This is a genomic window from Lactobacillus amylovorus DSM 20531, from assembly GCF_002706375.1.
Lineage (GTDB): Bacteria > Bacillota > Bacilli > Lactobacillales > Lactobacillaceae > Lactobacillus > Lactobacillus amylovorus.
In genome coordinates this window covers 888,864-909,382 of the sequence record NZ_CP017706.1, presented here as the reverse complement: position 1 = coordinate 909,382, position 20,519 = coordinate 888,864, and the positions used below count along the sequence as shown (strand labels likewise).

17 protein-coding genes, 1 tRNA gene, 1 pseudogene and 1 riboswitch are annotated in these 20,519 nt (G+C 39.9%); of the genes and pseudogenes, 16 read left to right on the top strand and 3 right to left on the bottom strand.

Features of this window, described 5'->3' with window-relative positions:
• Positions 1-115: 115 nt before the first annotated feature.
• A complete protein-coding gene (locus LA20531_RS04795; protein ID WP_056940456.1) occupies positions 116-778 on the top strand; it encodes a CPBP family intramembrane glutamic endopeptidase in 663 nt (220 codons plus the stop codon).
• 59 nt (positions 779-837) lie between these two features.
• Here LA20531_RS04795 and LA20531_RS04790 read toward each other — a convergent pair.
• Both LA20531_RS04790 and LA20531_RS04785 read right to left on the bottom strand, forming a co-directional pair.
• Positions 838-908, bottom strand: a tRNA-Gly gene (locus tag LA20531_RS04790).
• Positions 909-949: 41 nt separating this feature from the next.
• Complete coding sequence (locus tag LA20531_RS04785; protein WP_056940455.1) at positions 950-1,549, bottom strand: SOS response-associated peptidase; 600 nt, start codon at positions 1,547-1,549, stop codon at positions 950-952.
• A gap of 102 nt (positions 1,550-1,651) precedes the next feature.
• On the opposite strand from LA20531_RS04785, the gene trpS reads away from it, so the two are divergent.
• From trpS to LA20531_RS04710, 15 genes and pseudogenes are all read left to right on the top strand, one after another.
• On the top strand, positions 1,652-2,674 hold the full coding sequence (gene trpS / locus LA20531_RS04780; protein ID WP_056940454.1) for a tryptophan--tRNA ligase: 1,023 nt from the start codon (positions 1,652-1,654) through the stop codon (positions 2,672-2,674).
• A 21-nt stretch (positions 2,675-2,695) separates the two neighbouring features.
• On the top strand, positions 2,696-3,175 hold the full coding sequence (locus tag LA20531_RS04775; protein ID WP_013641434.1) for a ComE operon protein 2: 480 nt from the start codon (positions 2,696-2,698) through the stop codon (positions 3,173-3,175).
• Positions 3,132-3,773: a TPM domain-containing protein gene (locus LA20531_RS04770; protein WP_201779579.1), complete on the top strand. Its 642-nt coding sequence runs from the start codon at positions 3,132-3,134 to the stop codon at positions 3,771-3,773. The genes LA20531_RS04775 and LA20531_RS04770 overlap by 44 nt, the downstream gene beginning before the upstream one ends.
• Positions 3,774-3,826: 53 nt before the next feature.
• A riboswitch (M-box (ykoK) riboswitch) is annotated at positions 3,827-3,990 on the top strand.
• 76 nt (positions 3,991-4,066) lie between these two features.
• The gene (gene mgtA / locus LA20531_RS04765; protein WP_056940452.1) at positions 4,067-6,730 is read left to right on the top strand and encodes a magnesium-translocating P-type ATPase; all 2,664 of its coding nucleotides are present in this window, start codon (positions 4,067-4,069) and stop codon (positions 6,728-6,730) included.
• A 95-nt stretch (positions 6,731-6,825) separates the two neighbouring features.
• On the top strand, positions 6,826-8,802 hold the full coding sequence (gene metG / locus LA20531_RS04760) for a methionine--tRNA ligase (RefSeq protein ID WP_056940451.1): 1,977 nt from the start codon (positions 6,826-6,828) through the stop codon (positions 8,800-8,802).
• On the top strand, positions 8,802-9,569 hold the full coding sequence (locus LA20531_RS04755) for a TatD family hydrolase (protein ID WP_046432969.1): 768 nt from the start codon (positions 8,802-8,804) through the stop codon (positions 9,567-9,569). Before metG ends, LA20531_RS04755 begins: the two co-directional genes overlap by 1 nt.
• A complete protein-coding gene (gene rnmV / locus LA20531_RS04750; protein WP_056940450.1) occupies positions 9,556-10,122 on the top strand; it encodes a ribonuclease M5 in 567 nt (188 codons plus the stop codon). Before LA20531_RS04755 ends, rnmV begins: the two co-directional genes overlap by 14 nt.
• Positions 10,112-10,996 (top strand): 16S rRNA (adenine(1518)-N(6)/adenine(1519)-N(6))-dimethyltransferase RsmA, encoded by an 885-nt coding sequence (gene rsmA, locus LA20531_RS04745; RefSeq protein WP_056940449.1) that lies wholly within the window; start codon positions 10,112-10,114, stop codon positions 10,994-10,996. The genes rnmV and rsmA overlap by 11 nt, the downstream gene beginning before the upstream one ends.
• A 61-nt stretch (positions 10,997-11,057) precedes the next feature.
• Positions 11,058-11,315 carry a Veg family protein gene (locus LA20531_RS04740; protein WP_056940448.1) on the top strand — a complete coding sequence of 86 codons (258 nt, stop codon included), beginning with the start codon at positions 11,058-11,060 and terminating at the stop codon, positions 11,313-11,315.
• Positions 11,316-11,421: 106 nt separating this feature from the next.
• Positions 11,422-12,252 carry a pur operon repressor gene (gene purR / locus LA20531_RS04735; RefSeq protein WP_056940447.1) on the top strand — a complete coding sequence of 277 codons (831 nt, stop codon included), beginning with the start codon at positions 11,422-11,424 and terminating at the stop codon, positions 12,250-12,252.
• A gap of 47 nt (positions 12,253-12,299) precedes the next feature.
• A complete protein-coding gene (glmU, locus tag LA20531_RS04730; RefSeq protein WP_013437076.1) occupies positions 12,300-13,685 on the top strand; it encodes a bifunctional UDP-N-acetylglucosamine diphosphorylase/glucosamine-1-phosphate N-acetyltransferase GlmU in 1,386 nt (461 codons plus the stop codon).
• Positions 13,686-13,839: 154 nt separating this feature from the next.
• The gene (locus LA20531_RS04725) at positions 13,840-14,649 is read left to right on the top strand and encodes an SLAP domain-containing protein (protein ID WP_056940446.1); all 810 of its coding nucleotides are present in this window, start codon (positions 13,840-13,842) and stop codon (positions 14,647-14,649) included.
• Between the two features lie 130 nt (positions 14,650-14,779).
• Positions 14,780-16,480 (top strand): SLAP domain-containing protein, encoded by a 1,701-nt coding sequence (locus LA20531_RS04720; RefSeq protein WP_056940445.1) that lies wholly within the window; start codon positions 14,780-14,782, stop codon positions 16,478-16,480.
• A gap of 240 nt (positions 16,481-16,720) precedes the next feature.
• Positions 16,721-17,695: a ribose-phosphate diphosphokinase gene (locus tag LA20531_RS04715; protein WP_056940444.1), complete on the top strand. Its 975-nt coding sequence runs from the start codon at positions 16,721-16,723 to the stop codon at positions 17,693-17,695.
• A gap of 213 nt (positions 17,696-17,908) precedes the next feature.
• Positions 17,909-18,958 (top strand): annotated as a pseudogene (locus LA20531_RS04710) (IS30 family transposase).
• A gap of 33 nt (positions 18,959-18,991) precedes the next feature.
• On the opposite strand, the gene LA20531_RS04705 reads toward LA20531_RS04710, so the two are convergent.
• Positions 18,992-20,419 carry a 6-phospho-beta-glucosidase gene (locus tag LA20531_RS04705; RefSeq protein WP_056940387.1) on the bottom strand — a complete coding sequence of 476 codons (1,428 nt, stop codon included), beginning with the start codon at positions 20,417-20,419 and terminating at the stop codon, positions 18,992-18,994.
• Positions 20,420-20,519 lie beyond the last annotated feature (100 nt).

Sequence of the window (20,519 nt, the reverse complement as noted above, 5' to 3'; positions counted from 1 at the left end):
CCGGAGAATATCAAGGTAACTATTGTGGAAGTAAAATAATCTGTATTCAATTAACTGTATTTTTTTGGTATAATATGGAATTTGTAGGATACAATCCAGAGTAGGAGTGAAAATCTTGAATACGCCAGAATCGAGAGAGGGCAATGTCATTCGCTATGCAGTGTATTTAATCTGTTACCTGATGGTCTTTGCAGTAGTGAAGCTTGTTACTAGAAAGTCGCCGTTGCATGTCTGGGACCTGATTTTATTCGGTGTCGTGGCTGCGATGATTTTACTGTTTTATGTATATCGCTATAATCGTGAGAATCGCTTTTTTGCGCGTGATTTTAAATTGCCGTGGCTGGGGAATTTCTCGGCGGTAGTTTTATTAACGCTGGTGCTGACGGCTACTCGAATTTCGATTTCATATTTGCAGGCGTATGGCAAAATACCTCTGTATGATTTCCAGACGATTTATCTTAAGAGTCAGTCAACAGGGATGTTCTGGTTCTTGATCGTCGTTCAAGGAATCATCTTACCGATTCTGCAGGAATTCCTAGCAACGGGCTTTTTATTCAACTATGCTTTCCGTAGAGATAGCGTTCAAGTTGCCGTTGTGGGAATCATCGTTTCCGGTTTGATCTTCAGCGTATTGAATTATCAAAGTTCACTCATTAACTTCATTATTGAAGCAATTTACGGCATGCTCTTTGCTGGGAGCTATTTATATTCACAAACGATTTATATGCCAATCTATCTGGCAATCTTAAGCAGTGTTCTAACTGTGATCATGGTTTAAAAAGAAAACAAGATAAAACAAAAACAGGGATGAAAAATTCATCCCTGTTTTTTGGTTAGAGCGGATAGCGTGAATCGAACCCGCATCTACAGCTTGGGAAGCTGTCGTTCTACCATTTAACTATACCCGCAATATGTCTTTATTTTATCATGCTTTCAGGCAATAGAACAATTATTTTTTGTGGGGCTGCTTCTGGACAGAAAGTGAAATACTATCTCTGTTGATTAAGCTGGTAAAGTTTTGAAAGAGCCAGCGGCGCAGTTCGCTTGGTTCAATGATCAGCGGCATCCGGTTATGAATGGGCCGCATATCTGAGTTCGGGTCGGTCGTCACCATGGCAAAATTATTATGGTCATAAATACCAGCAATCATCGTAATTGGTTGTTTGCTTTTAAAACTATAGCGTTCATGGTATTTCTTACCATTATCTGCTTGATAAGTGTTTTTGGCGTATTCGAAGAATTCGCTAGCCAGGATAATGCAGCGCTGCTTGGCAAAGGACTCATCCCACATTGATGGTTTTTGTTCATAAAAACGCTCGATTCTAGCATTAAATAGCGGCTTATTTGCATCGACGGGACTAGGATAGCCCCAGTTTTTATTTACTAATTGCAGCCGATTGTTTTGATAAAGCAAAACTGGCGCTATTTGGTTAGGAAAGACGTCTTTTTCTTCATCATTTATTTTGGGTTCAACTAAAGGCAGATCTAGGTCTTCAGTTAGATATTGTTTGATTAATGCGAGTTTGGGTATACGAAATTGATTACACATTTTGATCACCTACGATTAGTTTAATCATAGCCTAATATTTGTTAAAATTAAGTAATTACTTAAATAAAAAATAAACATTAATAATAGAAAAGAGTAAGAAGCATGGCAAAAGAAATTTTATTAACCGGTGACCGTCCAACTGGTAAACTTCACATAGGTCACTACATTGGTTCTTTAAAGAACAGAGTAAAATTACAAAATTCAGGCAAGTATGATCCTTATATTATGATTGCCGATACGCAAGCTTTAACTGACAATGCTCGTAATCCAGAAAAGATCCGCAAAAGCTTGATCCAAGTAGCTTTGGACTACTTAGCTGTTGGTCTTGATCCAAATAAGTCTACTATCTATGTACAATCACAAATTCCAGCTTTGTTTGAATTGACTGCTTACTACATGGATTTAGTAACAGTTGCTCGTCTTGAAAGAAACCCAACTGTGAAGACTGAAATTAAGCAAAAGGACTTCAAAGATTCCATTCCTGTCGGTTTCTTGAACTACCCAGTTTCTCAAGCTGCAGATATTACTGCATTTAAGGCAACTGTTATTCCTGTAGGGGATGACCAAGAACCAATGCTTGAACAAACTCGTGAAATCGTTAGAACTTTCAACCGAGTTTACAACACCGATATTTTGGTTGAACCTAAGGGCTACTTCCCACCAAAGGGTCAAGGTCGTCTTCCAGGTCTTGACGGTAATGCTAAGATGTCTAAGTCACTTGGTAATGCTATTTACTTAGCTGATGATGCCAAGACCGTCCAAAAGAAAGTTATGTCAATGTACACTGATCCAAACCACATTCACGTGGAAGATCCAGGCAAGATCGAAGGTAACACTGTCTTTACTTACCTTGATGTCTTTGACCCAGACAAGGATAAGGTTGCGGAACTTAAGGAAGAATATCAAAAGGGTGGTTTGGGCGACGTTAAGATTAAGCGTTACTTGAACAAGGTCCTTGAAGCAGAACTTGCACCTATCCGTGAACGTCGTGAAAAGTTTGCTCAAGATGAAGATGCAGTTTACGAAATGCTTTTGGAAGGCTCAAAGAAGGCTAACAAGGTAGCTAACGAAACTTTGCAACAAGTTCGTGATGCTATCGGCTTGAACTACTTTAAGAATAGATAAATAAAAGCAAGGGGCAAAGTCATGCATGATCGAATTCCATGGAAACAATATTTTATGATGCAGGCGTTAGTAATTGCTCAGCGTTCTACTTGTAATAGAGCGCTAGTCGGCAGCGTTTTAGTCAAAGATCACCGCATTATCGGTACTGGCTATAACGGTTCGGTTTCAGGACAGCCGCATTGCGATGACGTTGGCCACCAAATGGTTGACGGCCACTGCGTAAGAACGATTCACTCAGAGATGAATGCCATCATTCAATGTGCGAAATTTGGTGTTTCTACTGAAAATACTGAAATTTACGTGACCCATTTTCCTTGTTACAACTGCTGCAAGGCTTTAGTGCAAGCAGGCATTAAAAAGATAAATTATTATTTTGACTATCGTGATAATCCACTAGCATTGAAGTTGCTTCATGATTGCGGGGTACCATATGAGCAAATTAAGATCGATCGAAAATATGTGGAAGGTTTGGCCCATAAACTTGAAGAAGACGAGAATTAGTTTAGTTGGCTTAGTAGGTTTGTTGTTAGTCTTTTTAACGACTACGGGATTTGTGCAGCCTAATATTGAAGACCATGCTCATATTCTGAATAAAGAAACTAAGACTTTAATTACTGAAAAGAATAATCGCTATTTTCAAACTAAGGAGCAGCCGCAGATCTCTGTGATTACAGTTAAGAGACTGAATAAACTCACTCCTGAGGCGTTTAACCGTACTAAGCGATCGGTATTTATCGTGGTTGGACAAAAAGGCAAGAAGCGCAACGTGCAAATCTTTTCTACTAAGGACCTGCACGGCGCCTTTACGGCTGACGCACGGGCCAACATTATTAGAGCTGAAGTAGATAAGTTGCGCAGTCAAGATAATGCCACCTTTAATGAAGGATTACGCTTCGTGTTTAGAGCTTGTGCTACCAAGGTGGATCAGCAGTATCAATATGCACTAGACAAATATGATTTATCGAGCAGCGAGCAAGATAAAATTTCGCATCCACATCGCGTAGCGCTTCCGATTGCGTTAGCACTAGCATTCTTGATCGTCGGAATCGTTTATGTTTTAAGAAGATTCGGCCGCAATAATTACAATTCACGCAATTAGGTGGCTTGACTTATTTAAATTTAGTCCTTACACTTTCTTGTGGATATAATTAGCAATTAAACTGTTAGGTGAGACTCCTACGTGAACACACGCTATCGCCCAGAAACATCCAGAGATGCCAACGGGTTAAATAGGTGTCGTCGACTTAAGGCGAGATCCAGATAGCTAGCATGTGCTTACGTCACGTAGTGTTAAAACTGAACGACGAGTATGACAAAGCCTTGTTAGGTCACCTACAGAAACAGTAGGTGGCTTTTTTGTTTTGCTTGTCGATCAAATGAGAGGAGCAAAGAATGGTAAAAGCAGCTGGCAAAAAGCAGTCAAATGTCGACATTCAAAGAATTCAGCAGATTGCACACGAATCGCGTAGTGAGACGCTAGCGCGACTTCAGGCAAGCGCTGAAGGACTTTCCACGAATAAGGCTGAAGAAAATAGAAAAGAATATGGCGAAAATAGGATTAGGACTAACTCCAATGCTTCTAATTGGCGATTGCTGTGGGAATCAATCGCTACTCCGTTCACGCTTGCTTTAATTGGATTAACTATTTTAACTTTATTTACTAGTTATATATTGGTGCCACAAGATAATAGTGATATAGATACAGTCATTGTGATGATTATTATGTTGATCATTTCTGTGGTAGTAAATTTTGCCCAAAAGATTAGGATTGCCAAAGTAACTGAAAAATTGATGGACATGGTTTCGGTAACGACTAACATTCGTCGGGATGGTAAAAACGTGGAACTGCCCACCGACGAAGTAGTTGTGGGCGATGTGATTAATTTGTCTGCCGGCGACATGATTCCTGCAGACATGAAGCTCCTTACGAGTAAGGACCTGTTTTGTTCATACAGTTATTTGGATAGCGACTCGGAACCAGTAGAAAAAATGGCCAATGTGACCATTAAACCGAGTATGCAGGACTATTTGAACTACCCTAACATTTTATATGAGGGAACGACGATTGTTTCTGGCTCGGGTAGCGGCATTGTTTTTGCGGTCGGCAACAATACTGTCTTTGGTAAAAAGGTGCAGGAAATTTCACGCAAGAAGGTAAAGACGACCTTATTTGATCGTGAGATGAGACAGTTAGCCAAGATTTTGATCGTCACGGCTGCGATTTTAATTCCGCTTTTGTTCATTATTAATGGCCTGACTAAGGGTGACTGGGGTGAAAGTTTGATCTTCGCCTTGGCGGCCGCCGCAGGGATTACGCCAGAAGTTTTGCCAATTATCGTTAACAGCAACTTGACTAAAGGGGCACTGGAAATGTCCAAAAAAGGTGCCGTAGTCAAGCAGATGAATGCCATTCAAAATCTGGGCTCAATTGATACTTTTTGTATCGATAAAACGGGGACTTTAACGCAAAATAAGGTAGTGCTGGAGCGGCACTATGACTTGGAGATGCAAGAAACGCCGCGAATTTTGAAGTTCTCGTATTTGAATGCCTACTATCAAACTGGAATGAAGGATTTGATTGATAAGGCCATAATCGATGCGGCGGGTGACGAGCTTGACGTCAATGAAATCCAGCGTGACTACAACAAGATCGACGAAATTCCGTTTGATTATACACGCAAAAGAATGAGCGTCGTGGTGGTTGATAACGATGAACACCACGGCCAGCACATGTTGGTTACAAAAGGCGCCGCTGAAGGGATGCTCAATATTTCTAATAAAGTAGAAATTAACGGTAAAAGTGAAGAGTTGACCGATGACTGGCGCAAAAAGATCTTAAAGCAGATCGATGAATTAAACGATGATGGCTTGCGTGTGCTTTTAGTAGGCTACAAGTTAAATCCAGCTCCAGTTGGAGAATTTTCAGCTAAGGATGAAAATGATTTAACCATTGTGGGCTATCTTGCATATCTAGATCCACCAAAGGAAAGTACTAAGGAAGCCTTACAAGCTCTTAGAAATGACAATATCGATGTCAAAATCTTTACCGGTGACAATGAGGCGGTAACGCGTGCGATTGCTTTGCAGGTGGGTTTAAACGTTGATACTGTTTACGATGGTGAACAAATCGAAAAGGCGAGTCCAGAAGAATTAGCTGAGATCGTTGAAAAGTGCGATATCTTTGTTCATTTAACGCCAGAACTTAGAACCAAGATCATTGAAGCGTTAAAGAAAAATGGTCATACAGTTGGCTACATGGGCGATGGCAATAAAGACGCTCTTGCCATGAATGTGGCTAACGTGACGGTTACCTCAGAAAACTCAGTTGATATTACGAGAGAATCTGCAGATATCATTTTTAAACAAAAAGATTTGCAGCTGCTTGAAGAAATGGTGATTACGGGGAGAAAGGTCTTCTCCAATACGATGAAGTACATCAAGACCTTCCTTGTAACCAACCTCGGCAGTATCATCACCATGGTTGTGGCTTCACTGATTTTGCCATTCTTACCATTATTGCCACTGCAATTGTTGATTCTTAATTTGATCTACAGCATCAGCTGTTTGGTAATTCCATTCGATAGTGTTTCGAAGAGCTATGTTAAAAAGCCACAGAAATGGTCGATCAGAAAATGGCCTAAGTTTGTTTTAGCCTTTGGCCCGATTCCTGCGATCATCGACTTTATTGCGATGGCAATGATGTTTTACGTGGTTTGTCCATATTTGGTTGGTTCAAACTACCATCACTGGGTCTTCATTTCACTGTTTTACTCAGGGATTTTTATTGAATCACTGTGGACAAGAGAAATGGCAATCCACGTTTTGCGTGACGAAAGATTTCCATTCTTTGGTCAACATGCAACACCAATCGTCTTCTTGGTTACCTTTGCACTAGCAATTTGGGGTTCGGCATTGCCATCTTCCAGCATCGCTTCAAGCTTAGGGATGACGAATTTGCCATTCAGCTTTATGCTGGTTGTGTTGGTTCTTGAAATAATTTATATTTTGCTTAACACGATCGTGAAGAAAATATATTTAAAAAATGTAACATTTTAGAAAAAAGGAATTGGATTATTTCCAATTCCTTTTTAATATTGTTTTCGTGGTAAGATAGAATAGATATTTTAGACAATAAAGGAGCATGAATATTAATGGCTGATAAAGATACTTTTTACATTACAACCCCTATTTACTACCCATCCGGTAGATTAACTATTGGTAATGCTTATACTACAATCGCAGCTGATACTATGGCTCGCTACAAGCGCGCACAAGGCTATGACACCTTCTTCTTAACAGGTACTGATGAACACGGCTTAAAGATCGAACAAAAGGCTGAAGCACAAGGAATCAAGCCACAACAATTCGTTGACAAGATGGCTGATTCTTACAAGAAATTATGGAAGAGCCTTGATATTTCTTACGACAAGTTCATTAGAACTACTGATGAACAACACGTTAAGGCTGTTCAAAAGATCTTTGAAAAGCTTTTAAAGAAGGGCGACATCTACTTAGGCGAATACACTGGTTGGTACTCAGTTGAAGACGAAGAATACTTCACTGAATCACAACTTGCCGAAGTTTATAAGGATGATGACGGTAACGTAATCGGCGGTAAGGCTCCAAGTGGTCACGAAGTACGTTTGGTTAAGGAACCTTCATACTTTTTCAAGATGAGCAAATACGCTGACAGATTGGTTGAATACTACAAGGAACACCCTGACTTTATTTTGCCTCATTCTCGTGAAAAGGAAATGATCAACAACTTTATTAAGCCAGGCCTTGAAGACCTTTCAGTTACTCGTACTACAGTTGACTGGGGTATTCCTGTACCAAGCGATCCTAAGCACGTTGTTTACGTTTGGATCGATGCTCTTTCAAACTATATCACTGCCTTAGGTTACGGCTCAGACGATGATTCATTGTTTAAGAAGTACTGGCCAGCAGATGTTCACTTGGTAGGTAAGGAAATCGTTCGTTTCCACACTATTTATTGGCCAATCATGCTCATGGCTCTTGATTTGCCACTTCCAAAGCACATTATTGGTCATGGCTGGGTATTAATGAAGAACGGTAAGATGTCTAAGTCTAAAGGTAACGCAGTTTACCCAGAATCACTTACTAGCCGTTACGGCGTTGACCCACTTCGTTACTACTTGATGCGTGCACTTCCATTTGGCGCTGACGGTATCTTTACTCCAGAAGACTTCGTTGAAAGAATCAACTACGACTTGGCAAATGACTTGGGTAACTTATTGAACCGTACTGTTTCAATGATTAACCAATACCAAGATGGTCACGTTGATCCAGTTCCTGTCGCACAAGACAAGTTTGGCAAGGAATTGCAAGATACTGCTGCTAGCGTAATCGACGAATACAGAGAATACATGGATTCACTCCACTTCTCACAAGCTTTAGACAGTATTTGGAAGCTCATCGCTCGTGCTAACAAGTACATCGATGAAACTACTCCTTGGGTTCTTAACAAGGAAGGCAAGAAGGAAGCACTTTCGCACGTAATGTCTAACTTGGCAGAAAGTCTTCGTTTGATCGCAATTATGATTGAACCAGTAATGACTGAAACTGCACCTAAGATGTTTGAACAACTTGGCTTGAACTGGGACGATGAAGACCAAAGAGGCTTATCATTTGGCGACTTTGCTTGGGACACTAAGGTAATCGAAAAGCCAAAGCCAATCTTCCCGAGACTTAAGGCTGAAGAAGAAGTTAAGTACATCAAGGATGAAATGGCTAAGGCTAAGCCAAAGAAGACCACTAGAAGCGAACAAAAGAAGGGTAACGAAATTACCATTGATGACTTCGACAAGGTTAAGATCCAAGTAGGTCAAGTTTTGTCAGTAGAACCAGTTCAAGGTTCAAAGAAGTTGTTGATGTTCAAGCTCGACTTTGGCGATGGTAAGGAACGTCAAATTTTGAGTGGTATCCGCAAGTTCTACCCAGACGCAAGCGAATTGCTTGATAAGAAGGTCTTGGCAGTTACTAACTTGAAGCCACGTAAGATGCTTGGTCACTTAAGTGAAGGTATGCTTTTGTCTAGTGAAAAAGACGGCAAGATCAAGTTGGCAATTGTTGGTGACGAACACGCAAACGGAGCTGAATTAGGTTAATGGAAATCATTGATAACCATACTCATTTAAACGATGAGCCGTTTCGCGGCAAGGAACAATATTACCTTGAACGCGCAAAAGCTTTGGGTGTAACCAAGGTGATTTGCGCAGGACAAGATCCTGATTTTAACCAGCGTGCAGTCGATTTGGCACAAAAATTTGATAATGTTTATGCGATGGTCGGTTATTGTCCTGATGTTGCTAAAGACTATGATCAAAAGGCCGAAGATAAGCTGGTTGAACAATTGAAAATGCCTAAGGTAGTTGCGATGGGTGAAATTGGTCTTGATTATTATTGGGACGAATCACCTCGCGATGTGCAACGTGAAGTATTTGCAAGACAAATTGAAGTAGCACATGACTTGAAGATGCCGGTTGATATTCATACTAGGGATGCCTTTGAAGATTGCTACGACATTTTGAAACACAGCAATCTTGAATATGGGGCAATTTTGCACAGCTTTAATGGTGGCGTTGATTGGTTAAACAAGTTCTTAGATTTAAACGTCTACTTCTCATATTCCGGTGTTGTTTCTTTCACTAAGGCAACGGAAGTGCATGAAAGTGCCAAGGCAGCTCCACTTGATCGAATCTTGGTTGAAACTGATGCGCCATATTTGACACCTAAGCCATACCGCGGTCACCAAAACGAGACGGGTTATGTGCGTTATGTAGCCGAAGCCATCGCTAAGTTGAAGAATATTCCACTTGAAGAAGTGGCAGACGCTACTTATAAAAATACAGTGAGAGTTTATGGTCTTAAATAAAAAGAATTTTGATGCAGTAATCGTTGTTGAGGGGAAAGACGATACTATCCGTTTAAAACAATTTTTCCCAGGAATTGAGACGGTTGAAACAAACGGTTCAGCTGTTTCTGATGCTGTTTTAAAGCAAATAAAAAAGTTAAGTCAGACCAGACAAATTATTGTTTTTACGGATCCTGACTTTAATGGCGAACGAATTCGTCGTATTGTAACTAATGCGGTTCCGAACGCTAAGCAGGCCTTTATTACGCGTAAGGAAGGCGAGCCTAATAAAAAGGGTAGCCTTGGCGTTGAGCATGCCTCAAAAGAAGCGCTTGAACGGGCCCTGAAGGATTTGCATGAAGTTGATCTGCAAAAGAGTGATTTAACTGAAACTGAATATCGCAAGCTAGGTTTAGCAGGCGGCAGTGGTTCACGGAAATTACGCGAACAAGTCGGTATTAAGTTAAGCGTAGGCTACGGCAATTCCAAGCAATTTTACAATCGCCTGCATACCTTTGGCGTTTCACTTGATGAACTTAAGCAGGCTGTAGAGGAGATTGAAAATGGCAAATAATATTCCAATTGGCTCACCAGTCAGAACAAGAGCGATCATTAACCGTTACTTTGTTAAAGCTAAGAAAAATTTAGGACAGAACTTTTTGGTTGACCAAGCTGCTATCTTGGGTATTGTCGAGTCAGCTGATATTCAACCTGGCGATCAAGTAATTGAAATTGGTCCTGGGATTGGATCATTGACTGAGCAATTGCTTTTAGCTGGAGCTAAGGTGTTTGCTTATGAAGTCGACGACAGCTTGCCTGAAATTTTGCATAATGAATTACCCAAAAAGATTGGGGATGCGCCATTAGATGAACACTTTAAGTTGATACTTAAGGATGTATTGAAGGCTAACTTTGAAGAAGACTTGGCTGGCTTTTTCGATATGAGTAAGCCAATTAAGGTCGTCGCTAACTTGCCTTACTACATTACAACGCCAATCATTTTTGCTTTGGCTGAATCAGATTTGCACTTTGCCAGTTTAACCTTGATGATGCAAAAAGAAGTGGCTGAACGACTTGAAGCAAAGTCAGGCAACAAGGAGTATGGGCCACTCACTATTTCCGTTCAAACTGAAATGAACGTTAAGCTGGCGCTTGAAGTAAAGAGCTCATCATTCATGCCACGTCCTAAGGTTGATTCTGCGGTAGTTGTTTTGACGCCACTTGCTGAAAAGCCAGCGATTAACGATAGAAAACACTTTATCTGGGTAGTGAAGATGTGCTTCTCACAAAGAAGAAAGACTTTGAACAACAACTTGAAGACTTTGATTCCAGATAATGATCAGCGTGCAGCTTTGATTAAAGAATTGGGCGTTGATACGAGAGTTAGACCTGAAGATTTAACAATTGAACAATTTATCAAAATAGCTAGCAATATTACTGCTAAATAGTGTATAATATTGATTTTATTATATAATTATGGTAAAATACCTAAGAAGGAGTTGTTGCTTAGTGCCAACGTCAATTATGACAATTAAACAGAAGTTGGATTCTCACTTAGGTGATACCATAACAGTAGTAGCTCAAGCGGGTCGTAAGAAGGTTACAAAAAGACGGGGAATTTTAAGAGAAACATTCCCTGCAGTGTTTGTGGTTGATTTAGATCAACATCAAAATAACTTTAAACACGTTTCTTACAGTTATACAGATTTATTAACTAAGAATATTACATTAGAGTTTGATGATGAGGCTGAAGAAGCCGAAGCTTAATTATAATTTACAAAAAGTCACTAGCATTTTTGAAATGTTAGTGATTTTTTTTGTCTTTTAGAGTATATTTATTAAGTATAAAACCAAACATTAGAAAGGAAATATCATGAAACGTTCAGAAAGATTGGTGGATATGACCAAATATTTAATGGAACGTCCTCATACGCTAATTGCACTACCATTCTTTGCTAAGCGTTACGGTGCAGCTAAATCATCTATTTCAGAAGACTTAGCTATTTTGAAGCATACGCTTGCAAGCAATCAAGACGGCGTGTTGGAGACCGTAGCAGGCGCAGCCGGTGGCGTACGCTACATTCCATTTTTAGGTCAAAAGCACGCAGAAAAGTATTTATCAGATTTGTCATCAAGAATCGAAGATCCAAGCAGAATTTTGGCAGGGGGCTTTGTTTACCTGTCAGATATCTTGGGCGACACGCAAGACTTGCGTCGTATTGGTGAATTGATCGCAACTCGCTATGCATATGAAGATGTCGATGCCGTAATGACAGTTGAAACTAAGGGTATTGCTTTAGCTCAAGCCGTAGCCCGATACCTTAATATGCCATTCGTGACCGCAAGAAAACGCTCAAAGGTTACCGAAGGTGCAACAGTTTCAGTAAACTACATTTCTTCATCTTTATCTCGTGTATCAAAGATGGAATTGCCTACTCGCGCACTTGAAAAGGGTTCTAAAGTTTTGATCGTCGACGACTTTATGAAAGGCGGCGGCACTTTAACTGGTATGGAGGAACTAGTTAAGGAATTTGACGGAACTATTGCCGGCGTGTGCGTACTTTGCGAAGCTGATTTTGATAAAGAAAAGTTAATCAACAACTATCTATCACTGGTTAAGATCAGCAAGATTGATACCGAAAAGAAGCTTATTTTAGCAGAACCTGGCAACTTCTTAGATGAAACTGATTTCGACCGTTTTTAAAATGGTATACTAGAACCAAGTTTTAATTATTAAGAGGTTAATTACTAATGGAAAAATATGTAGTTGTTCTTGCTGCAGGCAAGGGCACCAGAATGAAATCAAAGTTATATAAGGTATTACACAAAGTTTGTGGCAAGACTATGGTTGAACACGTAGTTGATGCCGCTCGTGGCGTTAACCCTGCCAAGATCGTTACTGTTGTTGGTACAGGTGCTGGCGAAGTTGAAAAGGTTTTAGACGGCAAGTCTGACTTTGCTTTCCAAGAAAAGCAACTTGGTACTGGTGACGCGGTAATGACTGCTAAGGAAGAATTAGGTGATAAAGACGGTGCTACTTTGGTAGTTACTGGTGATACTCCTTTATTTACCACCGAAACTTTTGACGAATTGTTCAAGTACCACGCAGAAAAGGGCAACGCTGCTACTGTTTTGACTGCTGAAGCACCTAACCCATTTGGCTACGGCAGAATCATTCGTGATGACCAAGGCAACGTTTTAAGAATTGTTGAACAAAAAGACGGTAAGCCAGAAGAATTAAAGGTTAAGGAAATTAACACTGGTGTATTCTGCTTTGACAACAAGAAGCTTTTCGAAGCTTTGAAGCACGTTGACAACAACAACGCACAAGGTGAATACTACTTGACTGATGTGCTCGAAATCTTGCGTAACAGTGGCGAACGCGTTGGTGCTTACAAGATGCCAGACTTCAGTGAAAGTCTTGGTGTAAACGACCGTATTGCCTTAGCACAAGCAACTAAGACCATGCAAAGAAGAATCAACGAAGAACACATGCGTAACGGTGTTTCATTCATCGATCCTGATACTGCTTATATTGATGCTGGCGTAAAGATCGGCAACGATACTGTAATTGAAGGCAACGTTGTGATTAAGGGCAACACCGAAATCGGTAGCGATTGTTACATCACTAATGGTTCAAGAATTGTTGATTCTAAGATCGGCAACCACGTAACCATTACTTCTTCAACTCTTCAAGAAGCTGAAATGGATGACAATACTGATATTGGTCCTAACTCACACCTTCGTCCAAAGGCAGTTATTCGCAAGGGTGCTCACATTGGTAACTTTGTTGAAATCAAGAAGGCTGAAATTGGCGAAAACAGTAAGGTAGGTCACTTGACTTATGTTGGGGATGCTACTTTGGGTAAGGATATTAACGTCGGTTGTGGTACCATTTTCTCTAACTACGATGGTGTTAAGAAGTTCCATACTAATGTTGGTGATCACTCATTCATCGGTGCTGGTTCAACTTTGATCGCTCCAATTAATGTTGCTGATCATACATTTATTGCTGCTGACTCAACCATCACTAAGGACGTAGACAAGTACGACATGGCAATTGCTCGTGGTCGTCAAGTCAACAAGCCAGACTACTGGCACAAACTTCCTCTTTCAAAAGACAAAGATTGGGAATAGTTTTAAATAAAAAATAAAGCAGCAACCCTAGTTCAAACGGACTAGGGTTCTTTTGATAAAAAAATATTAAGGCTAAAGTATTTATTTGCAAAATTATATAAGAGCCCTACAATATATTTACACAGAATATTTTTAACGAGGTAGGTATATATTTATGAAGTTAAGTCATAAGTTAATGATGGTATCAGCAGCAGTTTTAATGGGCGTTAGTCCAGTTTTAGGTATGGCATCAAACAGCGTACAAGCTGCACCAGTTGCACATGCAAAGGGCGTTAATAACACCTACGGCAAGAATAGTCGTGTTGAAATGACTAAGACCATGAAGTTCGTTGACAGAAACGGTAAGAAGACTTCAAAGACTGCTACTAAGGGTGGCAAGTACACTATTTGGAACGTTAAGACTATCAATGGTCAAGTTTACTACAGTATCCAAACTGATTTGAAGTACTGGATTCCAGCTTCAGCAACTCAAGGTACAGTAACTTACAAGTCAGGCAACACTACATACACTCTTAAGTCAGACGGCAAGAAGGTAACAACTACTACTTCAACTGCTAAGAAGAGCACTTCAAAGAAGACTACTAAGAAGTCAACTAAGACCACTAAGTCAAACACTTCTTCAGAGAAGCCCTCTACTAAGACTTCAACTAAGTCAAACAGCAACTCAAAGACTACTGCAAAGAAGTCAACTAAGACTACCAAGACTACTACTAAGTCAACTTCAACTAAGAAGACTACTAGCAAGAAGGCAGCCGTTAAGCCTGTAAAGATTACTATGAAGAACAAGGCTTACGTTTACGACAAGAATGGTAAACGTGTAAACAATTACTTAAATACTAAGTACATTGGCAAGGGCGTAACTGTTAAGGGCTTAGGTACTAAGACTATCAACGGTGTTAAGTACTACGCTTTACAACCAAACCGTTACTACGTTAAAGCTTCAGATGTAACTGTTAAGCAATAATTTGCAATAAAAGATACCTTTTCGTTAAGAAAAGATGTCTTTTTTTGTACTAAAATTGGCAAAATTCGGTTTTGGATTTACAATATATAAATGAATTTAATTTTTAGTTTAGATTTGAGGTAAATAATAGATGAAATTAAATCATAAGTTGATTATGGTATCAGCAGCCGCATTGATGAGTGTTAGTCCACTTGTAGCTAACATCCAAAACTCAGTTCAAGCTGCAACAACTACTAAGTCATCAAGCAAGACCACTGCAAAGAAGACTACTACTTCAACCAAGAAGACTACTGATAGTAAGTCAAACTCAAAGAGTACTTCATCAAAGAAGGCAGCAACTAAGATTACTGCTAAGAAGTCAACTTCATCAAAGACTACTTCAAAGGCATCTTCAAACAATATTACCTTAGCTCGTAACGCATATGTTTACGACAAGAATGGTAAGCGTCTTGATAAGTACATGGGCAGTGCAAAATACACTACTATTGCAAAGGGTGTAACTGTAAAGTCAAACGGCACTACTAAGATCAATGGTGTTCTTTACTATAGCCTTGGTAACAATGCTTACATTAAGGCCGCAAATGTAGTTGGTGGTGCAAATGCTTCATCATCAAGCAAGACTACCGCTAAGAAGACCACTTCAACTAAGAAGGATTCAGAAGCTTCAGACATGGATGCTATTAAGGTTAAGTTGATCCACAACGCATACGTTTACGACCAAAACGGCAAGCGTATCAAGAAGTACAACGGTAAGACAAAGCTTACTAAAGGTACTACTGTTAACTCATACGGTACTGACACTATCAATGGTAAGGATTACTACCAACTTAATGCTGCAGGTACTGCATTTGTTAAGGCAAGCAACGTTGACTCAACTAGCAGCGTAACTATTACCATGAAGAAGAATGCCTACATCTACGATGGTAACGGTAATACTAAAAAGAAGACCGTTAAGAAGGGCAAGAAGGTAAAGGCTACTGAAGCAAGATACATTGGTACTAAGCTTTACTACAAGATCGGTGACAATCAATTCGTAAAGGCTGCTAATGTTGGTAAGGTTTCAAGCAAGCTTGATCCAGTTAACGAACCAGACGGCAGCGCAACTGTAGATGACAACTCATCAGACTATACTAATTTAAATGCATCAATCGTAACTACTACTAAGGTTGCTCCACTTTACGACATCAAGGGTCAAGCAGACTCAACTAGATCATTCGGTGCTGGCCAAAAGCAACAAGTTTCAGAATTAAGATACATTGCTATCTCAGCTAACAGCACTCCAGAATTGTTCTACAAGTTAGCTAGTGGCAGAGGCTACTTAAAGGCTACTGATGTTACCTACAGCGGCAAGACTTTAATCCCAGTTAACACTCCAGAACAAGCTTTAACTGAAGTTACTGTAGCTACTGCAGCTGACAAGGCTAAGCTTACTCCAAGCATCAACGAAGCAAACGCTATTAAGAACACAGATGCTTACAAGCTTGCTTCATCAAGTGCTAAGAGTGCATACGACAAGGCAATTACTGACGCTACTGCTGTAAACAACAACGCTAGCGCAACTGTTGCACAAGTTAACGAAGCTATCGCTAACATCACTAGTGCAAAGGCTAAGCTTGACGGTAAGAAGGTTACTGTAGCTAACTTAAGCAACTTAACTCCAGATGAAGTTTCCGCAATTGTTAAATTAGTAGCTTCAGTAAACAACGTTCCAGAAAGCAGCGTTCAATTTACTAACAACAACACTACTTTGTCAATCGTAACTAACGGTTACACTCAAGCTTTGAACATTAATGACTATGCTCAAGTAGGTACTACTACTAGTAACAACTAATAGTACTGAAAACAAAAATAAGGCGTACATCCAATAGATGTTACGTCTTATTTTTTAGGATATTTTCGTTGTACTCGAAAGTACACATATATTCTAACTTTTTTAGTGCTCAATAGTTAGTCCTTTTGCTTGTTTTTTACTGTAGAAGCAAAAATCTTGTTATAATTAAGGAGTACATGGTTCTTTTTGGAACAACTTTTGCTAAAATAGAGCTGGTTAATTATTTTTACGGAGGAAATTATGTCCTATAAAGACGATATGATGATTTTTGCCCTCAACTCAAACGTGCCATTGGCTCAAAAGATTGCGGACCGTGTTGGCGTTCCACTTTCTAAGTCAAGCGTTGAACGTTTTAGTGATGGTGAAATTCAAATTAATATTGATGAAACTGTACGTGGTAAAGACATCTACCTTGTTCAATCAACAAGTGATCCAGTAAACGATAACTTGATGGAACTTTTGATCATGATCGACGCTGTACGTCGTGCTAGTGCTCGTACAATTAACATTGTAATGCCTTACTATGGTTATGCTCGTCAAGACCGTAAGACTCGTGCACGTGAACCAATCACTGCTAAGCTTGTTGCTGATATGCTTCAAACTGCAGGTGCAGATCGTATCCTTTCACTTGACTTGCACGCACCACAAATCCAAGGCTTCTTCGATATTCCAGTTGATAACTTGATGGGTGCTCCTCTTCTTGCTGATTACTTCTTATGTAACCACTTGGAAGAAGGCGCAGTTGTTGTTTCACCTGACCACGGTGGTGTTAACCGTGCTAGAAAGCTTGCTGAATTCTTAGGTTGTCCTATCGCTATCGTTGATAAGCGTCGTCCTAAGGCTAACGTTGCCGAAGTTATGAACATTATCGGTGATGTTAAGGGCAAGCGTGCAATCATTATCGACGATATGATCGATACTGCTGGTACTATTACTTTAGCAGCTCAAGCATTGATCGATGCAGGTGCTACTGAAGTTTACGCTAGTGCAACTCACGCCGTTCTTTCAGGCCCAGCCATCAAGAGATTGAATGATTCACCAATTAAGAACTTAGTTCTTACTGACTCAATCAACCAACCAGCTGAAAAGAAGTTGGACAAGATGCTTTTAGTATCTGTTGGCCCACTTATGGGTGATGCTATTAAGTGCATCCAAGGACACAAGGCACTTAGCCCATTGTTCGATAACAGATACGAAGCTGACAAGAACGAATAAAAATTATTTGAAGATAAAGAAAACGACTAGTTTAGTTGACTAGCCGTTTTTTCATATGTTTGAGAGAGTTTTTGAAATAAATGTAATGAAAAGTAAATATTTTATAAACGCCGATTGTAAAATCAAATTGAACACTTTAGAAAAATAAAAAGTCCATTTGGACCTGTTTGATAGAATGTTAATAATCACAAAAACATCTATTGGAGGTCACAAATGGACTCTTTACATTCTATCATGCCTAAGCACCAAAAGGGAAAGCATTTATCATTTGAGCAACGGGTTGTTATTCAAACCCGTATTAAAGACGGTTTCTCTCTTAGGGCTATTGCTCGTGAGCTTGATTGCTCTCCTTCTACTATCAGTTATGAGGTTAAACGTGGTACTGTTTTGCTTTATCATGGTAAGCAAAAACGCTATAAGGCACAACAAGGTGATAAAGCTTACCAAATACATCGTAAGAATTGCGGTCGTAAATCAGATTTCTTAAAGAAATCTGACTTTATCAAATACGTTAATAAGCATTTCTGCGAAGATGGCTGGTCTCTTGATGTATGTGCCAATCGCTGCTTAGCTTTAGGAGAATTTTCTCGTGATCAGGTAGTTTGCACTAGAACCTTGTACAACTATGTAGATCAATGCTTAATGGGTATGAGAAATTCTGATTTGCCAGAAAAGTTAAAGCGCAATACTAAAATACATCGCATTCGTAAAAATAAGAAAAAGCTTGGCCGAAGTATTTAAGAACGTCCCAAGGAGATCAATGATCGTAAAGAATTTGGCCACTGGGAATGCGATTTAGTCTTAGGACATAAAACTAAGGATGATCAAGTACTGCTAACTTTGTCTGAACGAATGAGCCGTGAATTTTTAATCTTGCGTATTCCTGATAAGACAGCCGCCAGTGTGATGACTGCTTTTCAGGCTCTGCGCAAACAGTATAGTGAACACTGGAATGACATCTTTAAGACAATTACAACTGATAATGGATCAGAGTTTGCGGATTTATCCAATCTGGAGACAGTTTCAAAAACCCTGGTTTACTATGCTCATCCATATACTTCTTGTGATAAAGGCACTGTTGAAAGACACAATGGCCTTATTCGCAGATTTATTCCCAAAGGTGATTACATCAATAACTATTCTCTTCAAGATATTATTAATATTGAAACCTGGTGCAATTCACTACCAAGAAAGATCTTGGCATATCATACTCCAGATGAAATCTTTGAGAAAGAATTAGATCATATCTATCAAGCAGTATAAATGTTCAATTTATTATTGCAATTTACGAATATTTTATAAATCGGCTCCGTTAGATTCGATGACCTTCTTGTACCAGTAGAATGAATCCTTCTTGTAGCGCTTCATAGAGCCGCCACCATGGTTATCTTCGTCAACATAGATAAAACCGTAACGCTTGTTCATTTCGCCGGTTGATGCACTTACTAAGTCGATGCATCCCCATGGCAAGTAGCCCCATAAATCCACGCCATCTTCTGTGACAGCTTTTTTCATCTCCTTGATATGACTACGCAAGTATTCGATGCGGTAATCATCATGAACCTTGTGATCGTCTGTTAGTTTGTCGTAAGCGCCAAGACCATTTTCAACGATGAATAATGGCTTGTGCCAGCGAGTAGTCATCCAGTTTAAGGAGTAGCGCAAACCAACTGGATCAACAGGCCAGCCCCAATCGCTTGCCTTAACGAATGGATTTTCAACTAAATCACTATATTCGCGATAATCCATGTGGTCAGTGTATTTAACTGCAAAGGACATGTAGTAGGAGAAGGCGATGTAGTCAACTGTACCATGTTTCAAGATTTCGAGATCTTTATCGGTGATGTCTAAGTTGTAGTTTTTGTTTTTGAAGTATTGAGTAAGCCATCTTGGATATTCACCGTTAACTTGAACGTCGCCGAAGTAGAGGCGAGAGTCCATTGCTCTTTGGGCAAAGAGGATGTCTTCTGGCTTAGGGGATGCAGGATAAATTGGGCAGAAGGCAAGCATACAGCCGATTGGCATATCTGGATCGATTGCGTGACCAATTTGTACGGCTTCAGCACTAGCGACCATTTCATAGTGAGCAGCTTGGTACATTAGCTTTTGCTTGTCGTCGCCTTCCTTGAATTTGATGCCTGAGTTTTCGTAAACGGAGATATCACTTTCATAGTTAGCTTGATTGTTAATTTCGTTGAAGGTCATCCAGTACTTGACCTTGTTGTGATAGCGTTCGAAGCAAATATGAGCAAAGCGAGTGAAGAAGTCGATCAACTTTCTATTGCTCCAGCCGCCATATTCAGTTACAAGGTGATATGGCATTTCGAAGTGAGAAAGGGTTACGACTGGTTCAATGCCGTATTTTAAGCATTCATCGAAGACGTCGTCGTAGAATTTTAATCCTGCTTCGTTGGGTTGTGTTTCGTCGCCATTAGGGAAGATTCTGGTCCAGGCAATTGAGGTGCGAAAAGCCTTGAAACCCATTTCGGCCATTAATTTGATGTCTTCTTTATAGTGATGATAAAAATCAATGGCTTTGTGGTTAGGGTAGTATTTATCCTTTTCGATGGTGGCAGTCAATTCACGAGGGTGATTTGGTCCGCCGAGAGTCATGAGGTCGGCGATTGAGATGCCTTTGCCGCCTTCATTGTAGCCACCTTCGAGTTGGTGAGCGGCGACGGCGCCACCCCATAGAAAGTTTTTAGGGAAAGTAGATTCAGTCATAATAAAAAACTCCTTTTGTCTAACTTGTTATAAGCATTATATGAAATCGATTTCATAAATGATAGACAAAAGGGGCTTTTAGGAATGGTTCGATAAAATG